Below are 19,633 nucleotides of genomic sequence, written 5' to 3'. Positions count from 1 at the left end.
ATCATTTTTTATGGCAGCAACAAATAAAAAACAAGGCAAACTAATAGTGTTTTCTGCACCATCTGGTTCGGGGAAAACAACCATAGTTAGACATTTATTAGGATTGGATGAGTTGAATTTAGAATTTTCTATTTCTGCGACTTCTAGAGAAAGTAGAGGCACCGAAATAGATGGAACCGATTATTATTTTCTTTCGGCGAGCGAATTCAAATCTAAAATTAAACATGATGAGTTTTTAGAGTGGGAAGAGGTTTATCGCGATAACTTTTATGGCACCTTAAAAACCGAAGTAGAACGTATTTGGGCAAAAGGTAAAAATGTAATTTTTGATATTGATGTTTCTGGCGGATTACGAATTAAAAGAAAATTTCCAGAAGAAACTTTAGCTATTTTTGTTAAGCCACCAAGTATTGATGAGCTTAAAATTAGACTTAAAAAACGAAAAACAGAAAGTGCCGATAAAATTAATATGCGCGTAGCTAAAGCATCGGCCGAGCTGGCAACAGCACCACTTTTTGATGTTATTGTTGTTAATGATACTCTAGAGCATGCGCTTACAGAAGCTAAAGCGTTAGTAAGTGATTTTGTGAATTCTTAAAATAATTTATTAATGAAAATTGGATTGTATTTTGGGTCGTTTAACCCTATACATATTGGGCATTTGGTTATCGCAAACCATATAGCCGAACATAGTGATTTAGATCAGGTTTGGTTTGTAGTAACGCCACATAATCCATTTAAAAAGAAAAGTAGTTTGCTCGATAATTACCAACGACTCGAGTTGGTATATCGGGCTACAAAAGATTACGATAAGCTTAAACCTAGCGATATAGAGTTTAACTTACCACAACCAAATTACACGGTAAACACGTTGGTACACTTACAAGAAAAGTACCCAAGTCACGAGTTTTCTTTAATTATGGGAGAAGATAATTTGAAGAGTTTCCATAAATGGAAAAACTACGAAGTTATTTTAGAAAACCATGATATTTATGTGTATCCACGTATTTCGGAAAGCAAAGTAGATACGCAATTTACGGGCCATGAAAAAATACATGTTGTTAATGCACCAATAATGGAGTTGTCTTCAACGTTTATTCGAAATGCGATTAAAACAGGTAAAAATGTAAAGCCTATGTTGCCGGAAAATGTGTGGGAGTATTTGGACGATATGAATTTTTATAAGTAAAATTAGTAGGGGTAATGCGGTATAACCGTATGAAAACCACACCAATTGAAGGAATTTTCTTTTTTTTTGTTAACAAAATACGCCCAATATTGCTCTTTTTTTATATTTTAGGTGTCTAATTTATTTTTTTTGATGAAAATTAATAATTCTGACTTGTATGTTGTTGGTATTGGAGCTTCTGCAGGTGGTTTAGATGCTATACAGACGCTCTTTGATCATTTGCCAAACAACACAGGGATGGCGTTTATTATTGTTCAGCATCTTTCTCCAGATTTTAAAAGTTTAATGCCCGAGTTGCTTAGCAAGCATACAACGATGCCTATCTATACTACAGAAGATAAGCAAGTTATAAAACCGAATTGCATTTATTTAAATCAAAGAAATAAAAACCTTCATATTAAAGGTAACCAGTTGTATCTTCTTGATAAAGGGCCTAAAAATAATTTGAATTTACCGATAGATATATTTTTTCATACTTTAGGTGAAGAGTATAAAGAAAAATCAGTTGGTATTATATTATCAGGCACTGGTTCTGATGGTTCGAGGGGTATACACACCATAAAAGAACAAGGTGGTACTATAGTGGTGCAGGATCCTGTTTCGGCACAATTTGATGGCATGCCAAACTCGGCGATAACAACTAATTTAGCAGATTATATTTCGAGCCCCGAAAAAATTGCTGAAGTAATTAGTAGGAATTTTAAAAAAAAATCATTGTTAAAAGAAGAATTAAGTGATAAAGAATCAGACGATGCTGTACTGAATAGTGTTTTTACTATTGTTTACAAATTTTCTGGAATAGATTTTAGGGAGTATAAAAAAAACACACTCATTCGTAGAGTAGAAAAACGAATGAATATTAATAATATTGAGTATTTATTCGATTATGTAACTTTTTTATCTAGTAATGTAGAGGAGAAACAGGCGCTTAAAGAAGATTTTCTAATTGGAGTGACACGGTTTTTTAGAGATACGGAAGCTTTTAGTTTGTTAAAAACTAAAGTGATACCAGCAATTTGTGAGGCTAAAGAGATGAATGATGCTGTTCGCGTATGGATTGCAGGTTGTTCTACAGGAGAAGAGGTGTATTCCATCGCTATTTTAATCGATGATTATATTAAAAGCAATAAACTTAATATTGATTTTAAAATATTTGGTACAGATATAGACCCTAGAGCCTTAACGGTTGCCGGGCTTGGTATGTATAATATCAATATTGCTAACGAGATTGAAAAGAAATATCTGGATAAATATTTTTTGAAAATTGGCGATAAAATACAAATTATAAAACGTGTTAGAGAGAAAATTGTATTCTCGAATCATAACTTAATAAAAGATCCTCCATTTATTAGAATGGATTTAATTTCTTGCCGAAACTTACTCATTTATTTTGATAATAAAATTCAAAAGAAGGTGATGCATAATTTTCAGTTTGCTCTAAATAAATATTCTTATTTATTTTTAGGTAATAGTGAGTCTCTTGGTTCGGTGTCAAAGCATTTTAAAACTATTGATGTAAAGTGGAAAATATTTCAGAATATTTCAGAAACAAAAAAATATCCGTCTCAAAGTTCCAGTTTAGAGCGGGTTTCTACAATTTCATATAAAACTCCAATATCAACAATACAATCTCCTAGCTATAGAGTAAAAGAAAGTCCGGAGTTAGTATTTCATAAATATTTAAGTAAAAAATTTAGTCCAGCATCTATTTTTATAGATAAAAACTTCAATATTCTTTTCATCAATGGTGATGCAGGAAAGCGTTTGTCTCACAACGAAGGCGTTTTTCAAAATAATTTATTAAAAATAGTAAATACAGATGTTGCCGGTCTTATAAGAAGCGGTGTTAGAAGGTTAGAAAGCGAAAATAAAGATATCGTTATTAAAGGCGTTCTTAATAAAACCAGAACAGAAAATTTCTCTTTCGATTTAAAATTTAATAAACCTAGTATTGATGATGATTTAAATGGCTGTTATTTAATAGAGTTCAGTAACGACAAGGTGTTAGAATACGAAGAGCCGCTTGTTATTAAAAATATAGATGTTGATGAGGCATCTAACCAGCGTTTAGAAGATTTAGAAAACGAACTTAGAATTGTAAAAACTGAATTACAAAACGCTATTGAAGAGTTGGAGACGAGTAATGAAGAATTACAATCATCTAACGAAGAACTGATGGCTTCTAATGAAGAGCTTCAAAGTACAAACGAGGAATTACAATCTGTAAATGAAGAATTGTATACGGTAAATTCTGAAATGCAGGAGAAAAACAAAGAGCTTACAAATTTAAGTAACGATGTAACAAACTTGCTAGATAACACCGAAATAGCAACATTGTTTCTAGATACAGAGTTGCGTATTAGAAAATTTACGCCTGCACTTAAGGAAGTTTTTAATTTGCATGAATCGGATTATGGTAGGCCGCTTTCTAGTTTTACATCAAACTTTATGGAAGACACTAGAGCTGGGATTATAGAGGATTCGAGTTTAGTTTTAGAAAAACTTATTACAATAGAAAAACAGCTAACTGATAAAAACCATAACTATTATTTATTTAGAGCAAGTCCGTTTGTTACTTCATCTAAAAAAATAAGTGGTATTGTTATTACTTTAAATAATATTAATAAGCTTAAAGAAACCGAAAAAGAACTTAGAACGTCTGAGCTTAGGTATAAAAGTCTTTTCGATAATTTAAACGAAGGATTTTTACACGGCGAAATTATAACAGATAAAACGGGTAAACCTATAGACTGGATCTATATAGATGCTAATTCGGCATTTGAGAAAATAATAGGTTTAGAAAGAAAAGATTTTGTAGGTAATAAGTTAATGGATATTATGCCGTACATCCAAGATGATCCTGGAGATTGGATAGCAACCTTTGGAGAAACTGCAATTTCTGATAAAGAACAATATATAAAAGAGTATTCAACTAAAGAAGGCAAGCATTATCAGGTACATTTGTTTAGTCCAGCTAGAGGTGAGTTTGCTGCTACATTTGCAGATATTACTGAGTTGAAAAATAAGAAGGCAGAATTGCTGAAAAGTGAAGCAGAGCTTTGCCGTGCTCAAGAAATTACCCATGTTGGAAGTTGGTATTTAGATGTTGAGACAGGGAAGGTGCGTTGGACAGAGGAGCTGTATAAAATATATGGTTTTGACCCTAGTTTGCCTCCGCCAGATGTTAAGTCGAGTAGTAGACTGTTTACTAAGTCTAGCTGGAAAACTGTATCAAAAGCCATTGAAGCCTGCCAAACCAAAGGGGTTTCTTATGACTTAGAGTTAGAGATTGTGAAAAATGGTGGCGAAAAAGGTTGGCTTTGTATTATGGGTGAGGCTGTAAGGGATGAGAACGATAAAATTGTTGCGCTCAAAGGTGCGGTGCAAGATATTACGCAACATAAAACATATGAAGCTGAGCTTATTAAGGCAAGAAAAGAGGCTGAAATAGCAAGTATCCATAAAAATTATTTCTTGGCTAATATGAGTCATGAAATTAGAACACCTATGAATGGTGTTATTGGTTTTGCCGAGTTATTAAGAAACGATGATATTACCAGGAAACAGCGATTAAAATATTTAGAGATTATTGACGGAAGCTCAAAGCAATTATTAAATTTAATTGATGATATTATTGATATTGCGAAAATAGAGTCTAACGAAATTAAAATTGTTTATAAGGATTGCCATCTGGTTAAGCTTATAAAAAATCTTGAAATAACATACAATCAATTAAAGGCGGTAAAAGGAAAAGATGATATTGTAATAAAATCTTATGTTCCAGAAGAATTAAAAAAACTGGTTATTATTACTGATGAGCAAAGATTGCAGCAAGTTATTTCTAATTTATTGAACAATGCTTTAAAATTTTCAGAAAAAGGAGAAATTTCTTTTGGTTTTACTGTAGAGAGCGATTACTTGAAATTCTTTGTGAAAGATGAAGGTATTGGTATTGATGTAAGTAAGCACGATGAGGTGTTTGAGCGTTTTAAACAGGTGAATTATGATAACTGTGCAATATATGGTGGTACAGGTTTAGGGCTTTCTATTAGCAAAGGGATTGTTACGCTTTTGGGAGGGGAAATTAAATTAACGTCAGAGTTAGGTAAGGGTACTCGATTTGATTTTACTATACCATTAAAATCAACAGCATTTAAAAAGGAAACCAAGAAAGCTGTAGCTCCAATTAGTGAAGCGTTTTTAAAAGGTAAAACTATTTTAATTGCAGAAGATGATGCGTTAATCCAATTGCTGTTCAAAATTGTATTGAAAAAGACAGAGGCTGATATTCTTTTCGCAAACACGGGTAAATCGGCCGTAGATATATTTAAGGATAATCCGCATATCGATATTGTTTTGCTTGACATCAGGATGCCGGAAATGAATGGTATTGATGCGATGGAAAGAATATTAGAAATAAACCCCGAAACAAAAATCATTATGCAAACGGCTTATGTTATGCCTGATGAAAAAGAAAAATGTTATAAGAAAGGTTGTGTAGATTTCCTCTCTAAACCTGTTATTAAGGAGCAGTTATACGAAACTTTAAATAGATGGTTAAATTGATTTTAAGAATAGATGATTAAAAGAAATTAATCTTTTAGATATAAAAAAAAGCTGCCTTTTCGGGCAGCTTTTTTTTTGTGTTGACTTTTTTTAGTTTTTAAGAATTCATTAGGTCTTCAATTTCATCAGCCTCTAAAGGAATATTTTTCATTAAATTAAAAGGAGATCCAGTTTTTTGGATAACAACATCATCTTCTAATCTAATTCCAAAGCCTTCTTTCGGGATGTATATAGCAGGCTCCACAGTAAATACCATGTTTTCTTGCATAGGCTCTGTTAAAATACCGTAATCGTGCGTATCTAGTCCCATGTGGTGGCTAGTACCGTGCATAAAGTATTTTTTGTAAGCTGGCCATTCTGGATCTTCATTTTGTACATCCGCTTTATCAAGCAGGCCTAGGTTTAATAGTTCTCCTGTCATTATTTTACCAACTTCAGCATGATAAGCAGCCCAGTCAGTTCCTGGTATAAGCATATTTGTTGCTTCGTTTTTAACGTTTAGTACAGCATTATAAACAGCTTTTTGTCTGTCTGTAAAACGACCAGAAACAGGTATGGTTCTCGTCATGTCGCTAGAGTAGTTAGCGTATTCTGCGCCAACATCTAATAAAATTAAATCGCCGGCTTTACATTGTTGGTTGTTTTCTACGTAATGTAGTACGTTGGCATTGTTTCCTGAAGCTACAATAGGTGTGTAAGCAAACTTTTTAGATCTGTTTCTTAAAAACTCGTGCATAAATTCTGCTTCAATTTCAAATTCCCAAACACCTGGTTTAACAAAATTTAAAATTCTACGAAATCCTTTTTCGGTAATATCACAGGCTTGTTGAATTAAATCTAATTCAATTGGGTCTTTTACAGAGCGTAAACGTTGTAAAATAGGGTTGCTTTTTGCTACGCTATGTGCAGGGTATTTATCTTTTAGCCATTTTGAAAAACGATCTTCACGCGTTTCGGTTTCTACATTGGCACGGTAATGTTCGTTGGTGTTAATGTAAACGGTATCACATTGTGTCATGATTTCAAACATGATTTTTTCCATGTCTTGTAACCAGTAAACTGTTTTTATTCCGCTGGTTTCAAAAGCTTTTTCTTTAGTAAGTTTTTCTCCTTCCCAAATGGCAATGTGTTCGTTTGTTTCTTTTAGAAAAAGAATTTCACGGTGTTTTTCTTTTGGGCAATCGGGGAATAATACCAAAATACTTTCTTCTTGGTCAACGCCACTAAGGTAAAAAATGTCGCGATGCTGCTCAAAAGGCATAGTGCTATCGGCACTTATTGGGTAAATATCGTTAGAGTTGAAAACAGCTAAGCTGTTACTCTTCATTTTGTTAGCAAAGTTTTTTCTGTTTTTTATAAAGAGTTTGTTGTCAATTGGATTGTATTTCATAATTCTAATCTTTTAAAAGTGAATTGTACTGCAAAAATAAAGGTTTTATTTAAAGAAAAGTTTTTAATAAAAAAACATGATAATAAAAATGAAAAGCAGTAAATTGCGTGCTCTAATTAATTCACCCTCACACGATTATAAAAAATTGTTATTATGATTAAAAATTACACAAGAAAAATGCTTCTTTCGGCATTAATCGGTTTTTTAGGCTTAACTAGCCTTAATGCCCAAGTGATGCTACAGGAAATCCCTCTGACACAGCAAATTGAATCTTCAAGTTTGGTTATTGAAGGAAAAGTAATTTCAAAAGAATCTTTTTGGAATGCAGATCGCACTAATATCTATACAGTAAATACTGTTGAGGTTTATAAGGTGTTTAAAGGGCAGCCGGCAACAACTGTTCAGGTTGTAACTAAAGGTGGTACTGTTGGTACTATGGCGCAAAAAGTATCGCCAAGTTTAAATTTAGACACAAATGATGTTGGAGTATTTACTTTAACTAGTGATGCTGTTGATCATGCCAACGCATTTAGAGCTTACGCAGGTGTTCAAGGTTTTTATAAATACGATTTAAATAAAAATGTTGTAACAAATCCTTTTCATAAAATGGAAAGTGTAGAATCTGTTTACACTGAAATTCTATCTAAAACAAAATCTAATTTTTCTGAAGTTTTAGAGTTTGATGCTTTAGAGCGTGCAAATAAGGCTGCGAAAAGTGCAAAAGTTTTAGCGCCAAGCAGTATTACATATTCTCCAGGTGAGATTAGTGCAGGTACTGAAAGTGTTTTAACGATTACAGGAACAGGGTTTGGTTCTGTAAAAGGTAAGGTTGGTTTTGCAAATTCTAGTGATGGAGGAGTATCTACTACTTATGCTTTAAGTACGCAAGTTTTAACTTGGACGGATACTAGAATTACTGTTGAGGTGCCATCTTTGGCGGGAACAGGAATTATTACTGTTGTTGATGCTAATGGTGATTTATCTACTTCGGAAGATATTTTAATAGTGCCTTTTGCATTATTAAATAATATTAATGCTAATCAAGCATATCTAGCTCAGCACTATGGAGATAATGGAAATGGCGGTTTTACATGGAGTCAGAATTCAGATTTCTCGGGAAATACAGCAGCAGCTGCAGCTTTTCTTAGAGCATTAAATACTTGGCGTAATGAAACTAAAATAAACTGGATATTAGGAGAAGATACTTCTGAAACTAATTCGGGGATAGATAACTTAAACCTTATTGGGTTTAGTGCTACTTTACCTGAAGGTTATTTAGGAGAAACCATAGTTTATTACGATAGTTGTAATGGTGGTGATTGGGTTGTTGCTGAGGTTGATATTTTATTTACTAGTCAAGAGAATTGGGATTATGGTCCAGGTTTACCTTTTTTCGATATTGATTTTGAAAGTGTTGTATTGCACGAGTTAGGTCATGCGCATTTATTAGATCATGTTATAGATAGTGAGGATCTTATGGATTTTGATATCGGTCCAGGACAAGTTACAAGAACTTTGTCAAGTACAAATCAAGAAGCAGGTGAAATTATTGTTGCTAAGAGTACAACGAATTCCGTTTGTGATTATCAATTAATGACAGCATACTCTGGGCAATTAAGCGTAGAAGAAGATGTTTTAGAAAGTGGTATTGATTTATATCCAAACCCTGCTAGTGAGACGTTCTTTCTTAAAAAAGCATCATCAATTAATTTAGAGTCTGTAGTGATTTACGATGTAAATGGACGTTTAATATCTAAACACGATGCTTCGAATACTTCAGGAGTGCAATCCATAAGTTTATCAGGTATTTCTAAAGGACTTTATTTTGTAAATATTAATTCCGATTTAACTACAATTACTAAAAAGCTTATCGTGAAATAGAGAAATCTTTTACAAAGGTTTATAGATGTAATTAGCTCATCTTATGTTTTCTAGTTTAAAGAAAATATAAGATGAGTTTTTTAATTATAATCATTCTAAATGCAAAATAAAATACCGTTTAAAACTTGTTAAAAATAGGCTTGCTCACTACCTTTGTAAGACTATAAACTAATTTTAAAATAATGAGCGGATTTTTTAAATCTTCAATTGGAAGAAAAGTTGCTATGGCACTTTCTGCATTCTTCCTCATGTTTTTCTTGTTACAACATTTTGCAATTAATATGCTATCGGTATTTAGCCCAGACACTTTTAACGAGGTGTCACACTTTATGGGAACAAATCCTTTAATACAATTTGCATTGCAACCTGTTTTAATTTTTGGAGTGGTATTTCATTTTATTATGGGATTCATTTTAGAACTTAAAAACAAAAAAGCAAATGGCGTTAATTACGCTAGAAATAATGGTGCTGCTAATTCTTCTTGGATGAGCAGAAACATGATTTGGAGTGGTGTAGCCATTTTAGCATTTGTTGTATTACATTTTATCGATTTTTGGTTTCCAGAAATTAACACAAAATTTATTCAAGGCGATTGGTCAGGAACCATGGATGGTGTTGAAGGTTTTCGTTATTACGACGAGCTTGTTCACAAATTCTCAAACCCTGCTCGTGTAGTAGCCTATGTAATTGCTTTTGTGTTTTTAGCACTGCATTTAATGCACGGCTTCACTTCTGCTTTCCAATCTATGGGGTCTACAGCAGGAAGAAAACAAACATTACAAAATATTGGTAAAGCCTATTCTATTATTATCCCGTTAGGATTTGTTGTTATTGCGCTTTATCATTTTTTTAACCATTAATCTTATAATACTATGGCTTTAGATTCAAGAGTACCAAAAGGTCCAATTAAAGATAAATGGACAGATTATAAAAACAAAATAAACTTAGTAAATCCAGCAAACAAACGTCATATCGATGTTATTGTAGTTGGTACAGGTTTAGCAGGAGGTTCTGCCGCTGCTACCTTAGCTGAGTTAGGATATAATGTAAAAGCATTTGCTTATCAAGATTCTCCTAGACGTGCGCACTCAATTGCTGCACAAGGTGGAATTAATGCTGCTAAAAATTACCAAGGAGATGGTGATTCTACATATAGATTATTTTACGATACTGTAAAAGGTGGCGATTATCGTTCACGTGAAGCAAACGTATATCGTTTAGCAGAGGTATCTTCAAATATTATTGACCAATGTGTGGCACAAGGAGTTCCTTTTGCTCGTGATTATGGTGGTCTTTTAGATAACCGCTCATTCGGTGGTGTACTAGTTTCTAGAACATTTTATGCTAAAGGTCAAACAGGTCAACAATTATTATTAGGGGCTTATTCAGCAATGAACCGTCAAATTGCTCGTGGAAAGATTGAAATGTTCAATCGTCACGAAATGCTTGATGTTGTAAAAGTTGATGGAAAAGCAAGAGGTATTATAGCAAGAAACTTGATAACTGGTGAAATAGAACGTCATTCAGCTCACGCTGTTGTTGTTGCAACTGGAGGTTACGGAAACGTATACTTTTTATCAACTAATGCCATGGGGAGTAATGTTACTGCAGCATGGAAAATACATAAAAAAGGAGCGTTTTTTGCTAACCCTTGTTATACTCAAATTCACCCAACGTGTATTCCTCGTTCAGGAGATTATCAGTCTAAATTAACATTGATGTCTGAGTCTTTACGTAATGATGGTCGTATTTGGGTTCCAAAGAATATGGAAGACGTTATGGCAATTCGTGAAGGTCGTAAAAAACCAACCGATTTGTCTGAAGACGAAAGAGATTACTACTTAGAAAGACGTTATCCTGCATTTGGTAACTTAGTTCCACGTGATGTTGCATCTAGAGCAGCAAAAGAACGTTGTGATGCTGGTTACGGAGTAAATGCAACAGGAGAAGCGGTTTATTTAGATTTTGCTGCTGCTTTTGAACGTTACGGGTCAGAGCAAGCTAAAATTCATAACATAACGAATCCTTCAAAAGAAAAAATTAAAGCATTAGGTCAAGAGATTGTAAAGGCTAAATACGGAAACTTATTCCAGATGTATGAGAAAATCATAGATCAAAACCCTTACGAAACTCCTATGATGATTTATCCAGCTGTCCATTACACAATGGGAGGTGTTTGGGTTGATTACAACTTAATGACTACCGTTCCTGGATTGTATTGTATTGGTGAGGCAAACTTCTCTGATCACGGTGCAAATAGGTTAGGGGCTTCTGCTTTAATGCAAGGTTTAGCCGATGGTTACTTTGTATTACCTTATACTATTGGTGATTATTTAGCTGATGATATTAGAACTGGTGCCATTTCAACAGATTCAAAAGAATTTGAAGAAGCTGAAAAAGAAGTAAAAGATAAGATAGATTTCTTTGTAAATAATAAAGGAACAAAATCTGTAGATTACTTCCACAAGAAACTTGGAAAAGTGATGTGGGATAAATGTGGAATGTCTAGAAACGCTGAAGGTTTAAAAGAAGCAATGGTTGAAATTAAAGCCATTCGTGAAGAGTTTTGGAAAGAAGTATCTGTTCCTGGAACATCAAGTGAGATGAATCCTGAGCTTGAAAAAGCAGGACGTGTTGCCGATTTCTTAGAGCTTGGTGAGTTATTCGCTAAAGATGCTTTAGTAAGAGAAGAATCTTGTGGTGGTCACTTTAGAGAAGAGTCTGCTGAGTTAGATGGTCCGCAAAAAGGAGAAGCAAAACGTAACGATAAAGACTTTGCTTTTGTTTCTGCATGGGAATTTAAAGGAGAGCCTGGCGATGCGGTTTTACACAAAGAAGAATTAGAATTTAAAGATATTGAACTAAAACAACGTTCATACAAATAATAAAAAGACATTATGAATTTAACACTTAAAATTTGGAGACAAAAAGACTCAAGTTCAAAGGGTCAAATGGTTGATTATAAAGTGACTGATATTTCAGAACACATGTCTTTTTTGGAAATGATGGATGTTTTGAATGAGCAATTAGTAAATACTGGAGAAGAGCCTGTGGCTTTCGATCACGATTGTCGTGAGGGTATTTGCGGTATGTGTTCTATGTATATTAACGGTGAGGCTCATGGTCCAGATCGTGGTATTACTACATGTCAGTTACATATGCGTATGTTTAAAGATGGCGATACTATTACTATCGAGCCATTTAGAGCTGCTGCATTTCCTGTAATAAAAGATTTAGTTGTAGACAGAACATCTTTTGAGCGTATTCAACAAGCAGGTGGGTTTATTTCGGTAAACACTTCTGGTAATACGCAAGATGCTAACTCGTTACCTATTTCTAAAATTGCTGCCGATGAGGCTATGGATGCTGCAACTTGTATTGGTTGTGGTGCTTGTGTTGCAACTTGTAAAAACTCATCTGCTATGCTATTTGTTGGTGCAAAAGTATCTCAGTATGCATTGTTACCTCAAGGTCGTGTAGAAGCTACAGAGCGTGTTCAAAACATGGTAGCGCAAATGGATTTGGAAGGTTTTGGAAACTGTACAAATACAGGTGCTTGTGAAGTAGAATGTCCTAAAGGAATTTCATTAGACAATATTGCTAGAATGAATAGAGAGCTTATGAAAGCTTCTGTATAACTTCAAGATAATAACACTTATAAAAAAAGCTTATATCAATTAGATATAAGCTTTTTTTTATGCCTTAAATTTTCGTTTTAGATATTAAGCGTATTGACATAAATATGATGTTTGCTCACTTACTTTTACTTGAAATTTTTGATTAGCATCAATTGTGTAAGCTTCGCCAGCTTTATAAGTTACCCATTCTGTTGCGTTTGGTAATTTAACTGTCATTGCGCCTTCTATAACCGTCATAGTTTCATGTTCTGATGTGCCGAACTCGTAGGTTCCTGCTTCCATAACCCCAATAGTAGATTTTCCTGTTGCAGATTTGTAGCCTATAGATTTAACGTTGCCATCAAAATATTCGTTTGTAGATATCATTTACTTTAAATTTTTCAATTAGTTACAAAAATAAAAAAGCACCTATAAAATGTAGGTGCTTTTTGTGTATAATTTGAGTATGAAATTATTCTTCTTCGTCGTTGTTAGAAATTGTTGCTGGTTTAACCGAAGCATCATGCGCATTGTGGTATTCTTCCAGTAAGCTCATAGTTGCTTTAAGTAAATCTTTAGTTTCTAGTAACACACCAAAATAAAGGGTGGTATTTTTAGGACTAGATTCTTCAGTACGGGTTCTTTCAACTTGTTTCTGTATTTTTTCAGATAGTATATTAAATACTTCTTCTTTTCTTCTTAAAATCTTCCCTATTTCTTCAAAAGAACGAGAATCGAAAGCTAATTTCATATCATGAAATAAAGCTTCTACAGATGCATCAACTTCTTTCAACTCTTTAATTTGGTTGAATTTAAGTTTTTTGTGATTGTTATTAATATGCTTATAACTTACTTTAGAAATATATTCTAAAGACTGTGCCATATCTTGCAAGTAACCCAAAATATTGATGTAGAAGTTACTGGCTCCAACACTAGATTCATCTAAATTTTTAATAAAGTAGAAAATATTGTTACGTAGATCTTCTAATTCTATCGATAGTTTATTAACCTGTTTTTGGTTCTTTTTAAGCGATACTAAATCTTGTTTTGCTAAACCGTTTATAGCGTTTGTGTAGATTTTATTTCCACGTTTAACTACGTTGGCTATGTTGTTAGCACTTTCGTGAATTACACCTTGTACAGAGCTACTTTCAGCTTTTATCAAGCTATCTTCAGCTTTTACTTCTTTAGATTTTTTACTATGAACAATAGAACTTCTAATAAGTAAAGCAAATGCAGTTACTAATAAAATAGGGAACATTACTGTAATGTTCAGGTTTAGTAAGTAAGCTACTAAAGCGGCAGCAGTAAATGCACTGAAGGCTGTAAAGAACCAACCACCAATAACGTTTATAACACCTGCGACACGATAAACAGCACTTTCTGCTCCCCAGGCTCTATCTGCAAGAGAAGAACCCATGGCTACCATAAAAGTAACGTATGTTGTAGAAAGTGGTAATTTGTAAGATGTTGCTATAGATATTAAAACCGCAGCAATCATTAAGTTTACAGCTGCTCGAACTAAATCGAAAGCAGGTAATTCTAAAGATTTATTTTTTGAAATTGCAATTACTGGCACTTCAAATTGTTTGTCAATTTTTGCTTGCCAGCTATTTGGTAAAATGTAAGCTGTAAATTGAGATATTAAAACAGCAGACCTTACAAAACCACGAGATAAAAAGTTAGGTTGAAAGCGCTCTTTAGTTTCGCTTTGGCTCGCTAAATCTAATGATGTTTTTACAACACCCTTTGCTTTCGATGAAAACCAAAGTGTTAAAACCATAATCATCCCTGCTCCAAAAAGTAACCAGTTATTGGTTGGTACTTTTTCGGCTAAAACCGTCATAGGGAACTCATAAGCAGGAACTCCAGATGCCGACCAGGCTAAAAACGCATTGTAAGCTGCAACCGGTACACCAATAAAGTTTACTAAATCGTTACCCGCAAAAGCCAATGCTAATGCAAAGGTACCTACTAGAATAATAAGTTTGTAAATGTTTGTTTTAGCAAATACAATTAGTGCAAGTGATAATAAAGACCATATAATAGAACTTACTACTACAATAGCAAATACTTTAGTTTCTAAAAAGTGAGACATCGTACCACCTCCTAAAATATCGAAAGATTCTTTAGCGTATGATGTGCCTTTTAACCCTTTCATGAAAATGAAATAAGTAATAGAAGTTAAAGCAAATCCACCAAATAAAGCTCCAACCCATGGCGCTTTGTTCTCAAAGTTATATGATAATAATAAACGAGAAACCCACTGTACAAAAGCACCAACGGAGAATGCGACGACCACTGATAGCAATATTCCAAATATAATTTGGGAGGCCTTAGAAGTGTTTATGTAGTTGATAACATCACCGAAATCTCCTCCATCATGCCCGATTTTTATTAAGGCAATCGCAACCGCGGCACCTAATAATTCGAATACAATAGAAACTGTTGTAGATGTTGGCATACCAACGGAATTAAAGAAATCTAGCAATAGAATGTCCGTAATCATAACCGCCATAAAGATGATCATGATTTCATTAAACATAAATTCGCTCGGGTTAAAAATTCCTTTACGTGCAACTTCCATCATTCCGCTAGAAAAAACAGCCCCAACCGCAACACCAACACTGGCAACGATCATGATTGTTTTAAAAGAAATGGCTTTTGAGCCAATAGCTGAATTTAAAAAGTTTACTGCATCATTACTAACGCCAACTACCAAATCTGCAATTGCAAGAATGGCTAAGGCGATAATCATGTACAAATAAATATTATCCATAGTGTCTGGTTGAAATAAGGTTGCAAATATCATGACAATATAATTTTGGTGTGTTATGTAAATGTTATTTCTTTAAAAGTGTATATCGCATTGTAAGCGATACATTATTTTGTTATTCTCGTTTGCGACATCTAAATAACTCAAATCGGTTTGAATTTTTAATTTATGTCCTACAATATATTTAGAAAGCCCTAGCGTATATTGGTTTTCGGCGTTTACATTGGTAATATTTTTGTCTAAGGTTACGTTCGTGTAGCGTCCAGAAACTTCCCAGTTACTCTTTAATAAATATCCAGTTTGTAAGTTTAAAGCATCTCCTACTTGCACAATATCACCTGTTAAAGTACCATCTGAGTTTGTTGCGAAGGGATTGTCGGCAGTTCTATCGGCATATTCGGCCATAAAAGAGAATCCTCGGTATTTAAAAAAAGCGTCTATAAAAAGTGTGCTAATGTTAGTTTCAAAAAAACCGGTGTCGATTTCCATGTAAGAGCCTTGGTTGCTTCTTGTTTTTACAGCATTGTTATTATAATCGTAGCTTACGCCTAGTGCTAATTTAGGAGTTATTTCTCTTTTTAAATCGGCGCCTTTATAGTCGCCACCGCCAGCAAAATTCCCAAAAGGTAATAGCTCTAAACGGCCAGTGTATTGGTGCCCGCCTAAGTTACCCGTGGTTACGTTTCGACCTTCACCTTGAGCTAACGAGAATATCTCTCTTACAACAAAGTTTTCATTAAGGTTAAAATGATGTCTTAATTGAAATCCGAAATCACGGTCGATGTTAAAACGACTGTTAAGTAAAGAGCGATCTACATGCCCTAAATTTGCCGAAGAAATAACGCGTTCTCTGTTTCCTGGAAGTTTAGTTTGCCCGACCCAAAGTTCGAAGTTTTCGTGAAAATTCCACATTAAAACCGCGTCTAAAATATAGCGAGGGGCGTTACCTGTAAATTGAGAAGCTCCAGATTGGTCTCTGTTAGATAAACCTAATTCTATTTTGTATTTTAGTTTAGGGCTATATGCAAAACCATTAAATTTTAGTCGAGAGCGTCTAATTAAGAAGTTAGCGTCGTTTTTTTCACCGTCTTCCCAAACAGAAGAAGCTAGTAGCTGCACGCGCAACCCTACTTTCATGGTCCAAGAGCTGTCTTTGCCAACAACGTTGAAAATGCCGTTTCCGAATTTTCCCGTTTTAATTTCTTGCGCTTGCGCGAAAGCCATAAACCAGAAAACTAGTCCAAACAGGATAAGTTTAAGTTTCATTATTCAGTATTAGTTTTTGTCACTGCAAATAACCAACACCAATGTTAACTTAACGTTTCCTTATGATTAATTTTTAAATAAAAAAAGACCGCCTTACGTTAAGGCGGTCTCATTAGAAATCATTATAATGTAGTCGACAAAAACTAATAGATTAAATGAATTGCTAATAAACTGTCCGAGGACAAGCACAAATATCTCTTATTAAGTTAATTTTAATGTAACCTCAATATTAAGGAATTATTAATAATGAGGTTGTATTTTAAAACAATAAAATACTGATAAACAAGTAGTTGCTTTCTTAATGTTAATTTAATGTTATGTAATTGTTGTGTAAATGTAAAATGTTTTATATATTTGTGTAAGACGTATTAACAATAACCCCATATAAAATGAAAAATATATTAATTATCGCAATAGCATTGTTTACATCAGTCACTTTTGCTCAAAAAGAAAAATCGTTAACTTTAAATAAAGAAACTAACCAAATAGACGCTATTTATTATCATGATAACGGTGAAGTAAGCCAAACGGGTGCCTTTACTGCAGATGGTAAGTTAGACGGTAAATGGATTAGCTTTGATGAAGCTGGAGAGAAAACTACTGTAGCTTATTACAAAGAAGGTAAAAAAGTTGGTAAATGGATTCACTTTATAGACGGAAAGAAAAAAGTAGTGAACTACGAAAATAATGTAGCTTCATTATAATTTATTATAGTAAAGTATAAAACAAAAAAAGCATCCTAATTAGGATGCTTTTTTATTGTATGTTGTTTGCCTTTTATAGGCTAGCATCTATCCAAGTCCAAGTAGAGATGTCTACTTGAGTTCCTGTGTTGTATGCGTCTGTTGTAGTTGCAGCAGCACCTTCGATAATTACGTTAGCTAATGGACCATCATCTTTCATGTCGATGTTAGTATCATATCCGCTTAAGTAAAGGTCTGTAATAGTTGCACCAGAAGTCTTTTTGAATTGTAAAGCAGTTCCGCCTACAGTAGAAATAGCAGTAACATTTACAAATTTAGGATTTCCGTTATCTTTATCACCTTCAAAAGCTGTAGAGAATCCTTCAACAGTATTAGAAATATATGTGTTTGTTACAGTTCCATTCCATCCTTCAGTCCAATCAACAGCATCATCACTATTGTTTTCTAAGTAGATGTTAGTTACAGAAACAGTACCACCAAAGAACTCAATACCATCATCATCACCGTTAATTACAGAGATGTTTTCTAAAGTAGTTCCTGTACCCACAGCGTATAACGAAACACCATTGTATTGAGACTCCGAGTTAATTTGTGCTCCAGTTCCTTTAAGAACTAAATAAGTTACAGAACCAGAGTTATCAGCATCATTAGTTCCACCGTAAATAAATCCACCAACTTCGGCAGTTGCATCAACACCAGCAGTAGTTGTTGCATTACCACAAATTGTTAAACCTCCCCAATCTCCAGGACTTGCAGATGAAGAAGAAATAACAACAGGATTAGTAGCTGTACCTTGGATGTCTATTTGTCCACCTTGTAATACAGCGATGTAAACTCCTGTTCCACCATCTCTAGCAGTAATTTTTGTTCCAGCAGGAATTGTTAATTTTCCACCATCTTGAACGATGTAAGAAGAGTTAAGTACGTAAGCTATAGAGGCATCTAAAGTTACATCACCAGTTACAGCACCTTGAAGTAAGCTACTTTCAAAAGAAATATCTGTGTCTACCCAATCAAAATCAGAAAGATCAACAGTAGCTACTACAGAAGTATTTAATGCAAATGTGTAAACACTTTCATCTACATCCGTAGTACTTGCATCATCTTCTACCATAGCAACAGGTGCATACCCGTCTGAGAAAATCACGTTTGAAGTTGTACCACCATCTTTCATATCTAAATCAACATCGTAACCAACTAAAGATAATCCAGATATTGTTCCTCCAGAAGTTTTCTTAAATTGTAATGCAGTACCTCCAACAGTTGATACAGCTGTAATGTTATTAAATTCAGGGTTACCGTTATCTTTATCGCCTTCAAAAACAGTAGAGAAACCAGCAACAGTGTTAGAGATGTAAGCATTAGTAATGCTACCGTTCCAACCTTCAGTCCAGTCAATAGAATCATCACTATTGTTTTCTAAGTACAAGTTGCTTACTTCAACAGTTCCACCGAAGAATTCAACACCATCATCATCACCGTTAATAACGGCAACGTTATCTACTAATGTTCCAGAACCTACAGCGTAAAAAGAAATACCATTGTATTGAGATTCTGAGTTAATTTGAGCTCCAGTACCAGAAATTTGTAAATATCTAATAATACCTGAGCTATCAGAATCATCAGTACCACCATAAATAAATCCACCAACTTCAGCAGTAGCATCTACACCAGCAGTGGTTGTTGCTTTACCACATAATGTTAATCCGCCCCAATCGCCAGGGTTACCATCTGCAGAAGACATAATTACAGGGTTTCCAGCAGATCCGTTAATGTTTATTGTTCCTCCCATTAATGTTGCGATGTAAACATCTGTTCCACCATTATCAGCAAGAATTTTTGTTCCAGCAGGAATATTTAATGTTGCACCATCGTCGATAATAAATTGCCCAGTTAAGCTATACGTTGTAGTTGAAGATAATGTGTAATCTTCAGTTAAGGTACCGTCTAAAATACCTGCGTCTAGGTTCTCCATAACTTCTGTTGTACCGCCAGTTATTGGTTCTGGATCGTCAGAATCACAACTCGTTAAAGTAATAGCACCAAAGGCCATTGAGATACTAAGTAGTTTTACAAATAAATTTTTCATTTTTATTTTCAATTTAAATTTTGGTTTATTGTGTATGTTTATTCTGCAAATTAAGTGGATTTATGTTGCTTACTGTTTAATTAAATATTAAGCATAAGTTACCTTTAACTCGCTAAATATGTACTTATGTTAAGCGAGTGTTAATAGTTAATTGT

General features: G+C 34.0%; 13 protein-coding genes. 8 read left to right on the top strand and 5 right to left on the bottom strand.

Going from position 1 to position 19,633, the window contains the following annotated elements:
• The first annotated feature begins 10 nt into the window (after positions 1-10).
• From gmk to V6246_RS09035, 3 genes are all read left to right on the top strand, one after another.
• Positions 11-598, top strand: a complete 588-nt coding sequence (gene gmk, locus V6246_RS09045) for a guanylate kinase (protein WP_341560091.1) — start codon at positions 11-13, stop codon at positions 596-598.
• Positions 599-610: 12 nt separating this feature from the next.
• Positions 611-1,189 (top strand): nicotinate (nicotinamide) nucleotide adenylyltransferase, encoded by a 579-nt coding sequence (gene nadD / locus V6246_RS09040; protein ID WP_341560090.1) that lies wholly within the window; start codon positions 611-613, stop codon positions 1,187-1,189.
• A gap of 132 nt (positions 1,190-1,321) precedes the next feature.
• Entirely contained in the window at positions 1,322-5,755 is a 4,434-nt protein-coding gene (locus V6246_RS09035) for a chemotaxis protein CheB (protein WP_341560089.1), read from the top strand.
• Between the two features lie 97 nt (positions 5,756-5,852).
• Here the strand turns inward: V6246_RS09035 and V6246_RS09030 are convergent, their stop codons facing one another.
• Positions 5,853-7,145: an aminopeptidase P family protein gene (locus tag V6246_RS09030; protein WP_341560088.1), complete on the bottom strand. Its 1,293-nt coding sequence runs from the start codon at positions 7,143-7,145 to the stop codon at positions 5,853-5,855.
• A gap of 153 nt (positions 7,146-7,298) precedes the next feature.
• On the opposite strand from V6246_RS09030, the gene V6246_RS09025 reads away from it, so the two are divergent.
• The 4 genes from V6246_RS09025 to V6246_RS09010 all read left to right on the top strand — a co-directional run bounded on the left by V6246_RS09025 (position 7,299) and on the right by V6246_RS09010 (position 12,664).
• A complete protein-coding gene (locus V6246_RS09025; RefSeq protein ID WP_341560087.1) occupies positions 7,299-9,026 on the top strand; it encodes a T9SS type A sorting domain-containing protein in 1,728 nt (575 codons plus the stop codon).
• Positions 9,027-9,208: 182 nt separating this feature from the next.
• Positions 9,209-9,886 carry a succinate dehydrogenase cytochrome b subunit gene (locus V6246_RS09020; RefSeq protein WP_341560086.1) on the top strand — a complete coding sequence of 226 codons (678 nt, stop codon included), beginning with the start codon at positions 9,209-9,211 and terminating at the stop codon, positions 9,884-9,886.
• A 12-nt stretch (positions 9,887-9,898) separates the two neighbouring features.
• Complete coding sequence (locus V6246_RS09015; RefSeq protein WP_341560085.1) at positions 9,899-11,911, top strand: fumarate reductase/succinate dehydrogenase flavoprotein subunit; 2,013 nt, start codon at positions 9,899-9,901, stop codon at positions 11,909-11,911.
• A gap of 12 nt (positions 11,912-11,923) precedes the next feature.
• The gene (locus tag V6246_RS09010) at positions 11,924-12,664 is read left to right on the top strand and encodes a succinate dehydrogenase/fumarate reductase iron-sulfur subunit (protein ID WP_304405480.1); all 741 of its coding nucleotides are present in this window, start codon (positions 11,924-11,926) and stop codon (positions 12,662-12,664) included.
• Positions 12,665-12,748: 84 nt separating this feature from the next.
• Here the strand turns inward: V6246_RS09010 and ppnP are convergent, their stop codons facing one another.
• The 3 genes from ppnP to V6246_RS08995 form a co-directional block, all read right to left on the bottom strand.
• The gene (gene ppnP, locus V6246_RS09005; protein ID WP_159018599.1) at positions 12,749-13,030 is read right to left on the bottom strand and encodes a pyrimidine/purine nucleoside phosphorylase; all 282 of its coding nucleotides are present in this window, start codon (positions 13,028-13,030) and stop codon (positions 12,749-12,751) included.
• Between the two features lie 85 nt (positions 13,031-13,115).
• Entirely contained in the window at positions 13,116-15,422 is a 2,307-nt protein-coding gene (locus V6246_RS09000) for an inorganic phosphate transporter (RefSeq protein ID WP_341560707.1), read from the bottom strand.
• A gap of 72 nt (positions 15,423-15,494) precedes the next feature.
• Positions 15,495-16,685 carry a porin gene (locus V6246_RS08995; RefSeq protein ID WP_341560084.1) on the bottom strand — a complete coding sequence of 397 codons (1,191 nt, stop codon included), beginning with the start codon at positions 16,683-16,685 and terminating at the stop codon, positions 15,495-15,497.
• Positions 16,686-17,074: 389 nt separating this feature from the next.
• Here V6246_RS08995 and V6246_RS08990 point away from each other — a divergent pair, with 389 nt between their 5' ends.
• The gene (locus V6246_RS08990; protein WP_341560083.1) at positions 17,075-17,389 is read left to right on the top strand and encodes a nicotinic acid mononucleotide adenyltransferase; all 315 of its coding nucleotides are present in this window, start codon (positions 17,075-17,077) and stop codon (positions 17,387-17,389) included.
• Between the two features lie 73 nt (positions 17,390-17,462).
• Here V6246_RS08990 and V6246_RS08985 read toward each other — a convergent pair whose 3' ends face one another.
• On the bottom strand, positions 17,463-19,478 hold the full coding sequence (locus tag V6246_RS08985; RefSeq protein WP_341560082.1) for a hypothetical protein: 2,016 nt from the start codon (positions 19,476-19,478) through the stop codon (positions 17,463-17,465).
• Between the last annotated feature and the right edge of the window lie 155 nt (positions 19,479-19,633).

It is taken from the genome of Algibacter sp. TI.3.09 (assembly GCF_038154905.1).
In the GTDB taxonomy this organism is placed as follows: Bacteria; Bacteroidota; Bacteroidia; order Flavobacteriales; family Flavobacteriaceae; genus Algibacter.
Note: the sequence above shows the minus strand (reverse complement) of the source record. Positions and strands in the feature narration are given on the sequence as shown.

Excerpts from the sequence above, each read along its gene's own strand:
- gmk (WP_341560091.1), top strand. The coding sequence starts at position 11 with ATGGCAGCAACAAATAAAAAACAAGGCAAACTAATAGTGTTTTCTGCA.
- nadD (WP_341560090.1), top strand. The coding sequence starts at position 611 with ATGAAAATTGGATTGTATTTTGGGTCGTTTAACCCTATACATATTGGG.
- V6246_RS09035 (WP_341560089.1), top strand. The coding sequence starts at position 1,322 with ATGAAAATTAATAATTCTGACTTGTATGTTGTTGGTATTGGAGCTTCT.
- V6246_RS09030 (WP_341560088.1), bottom strand. The coding sequence starts at position 7,145 with ATGAAATACAATCCAATTGACAACAAACTCTTTATAAAAAACAGAAAA.
- V6246_RS09025 (WP_341560087.1), top strand. The coding sequence starts at position 7,299 with ATGATTAAAAATTACACAAGAAAAATGCTTCTTTCGGCATTAATCGGT.
- V6246_RS09020 (WP_341560086.1), top strand. The coding sequence starts at position 9,209 with ATGAGCGGATTTTTTAAATCTTCAATTGGAAGAAAAGTTGCTATGGCA.
- V6246_RS09015 (WP_341560085.1), top strand. The coding sequence starts at position 9,899 with ATGGCTTTAGATTCAAGAGTACCAAAAGGTCCAATTAAAGATAAATGG.
- V6246_RS09010 (WP_304405480.1), top strand. The coding sequence starts at position 11,924 with ATGAATTTAACACTTAAAATTTGGAGACAAAAAGACTCAAGTTCAAAG.
- ppnP (WP_159018599.1), bottom strand. The coding sequence starts at position 13,030 with ATGATATCTACAAACGAATATTTTGATGGCAACGTTAAATCTATAGGC.
- V6246_RS09000 (WP_341560707.1), bottom strand. The coding sequence starts at position 15,422 with ATGGATAATATTTATTTGTACATGATTATCGCCTTAGCCATTCTTGCA.
- V6246_RS08995 (WP_341560084.1), bottom strand. The coding sequence starts at position 16,685 with ATGAAACTTAAACTTATCCTGTTTGGACTAGTTTTCTGGTTTATGGCT.
- V6246_RS08990 (WP_341560083.1), top strand. The coding sequence starts at position 17,075 with ATGAAAAATATATTAATTATCGCAATAGCATTGTTTACATCAGTCACT.
- V6246_RS08985 (WP_341560082.1), bottom strand. The coding sequence starts at position 19,478 with ATGAAAAATTTATTTGTAAAACTACTTAGTATCTCAATGGCCTTTGGT.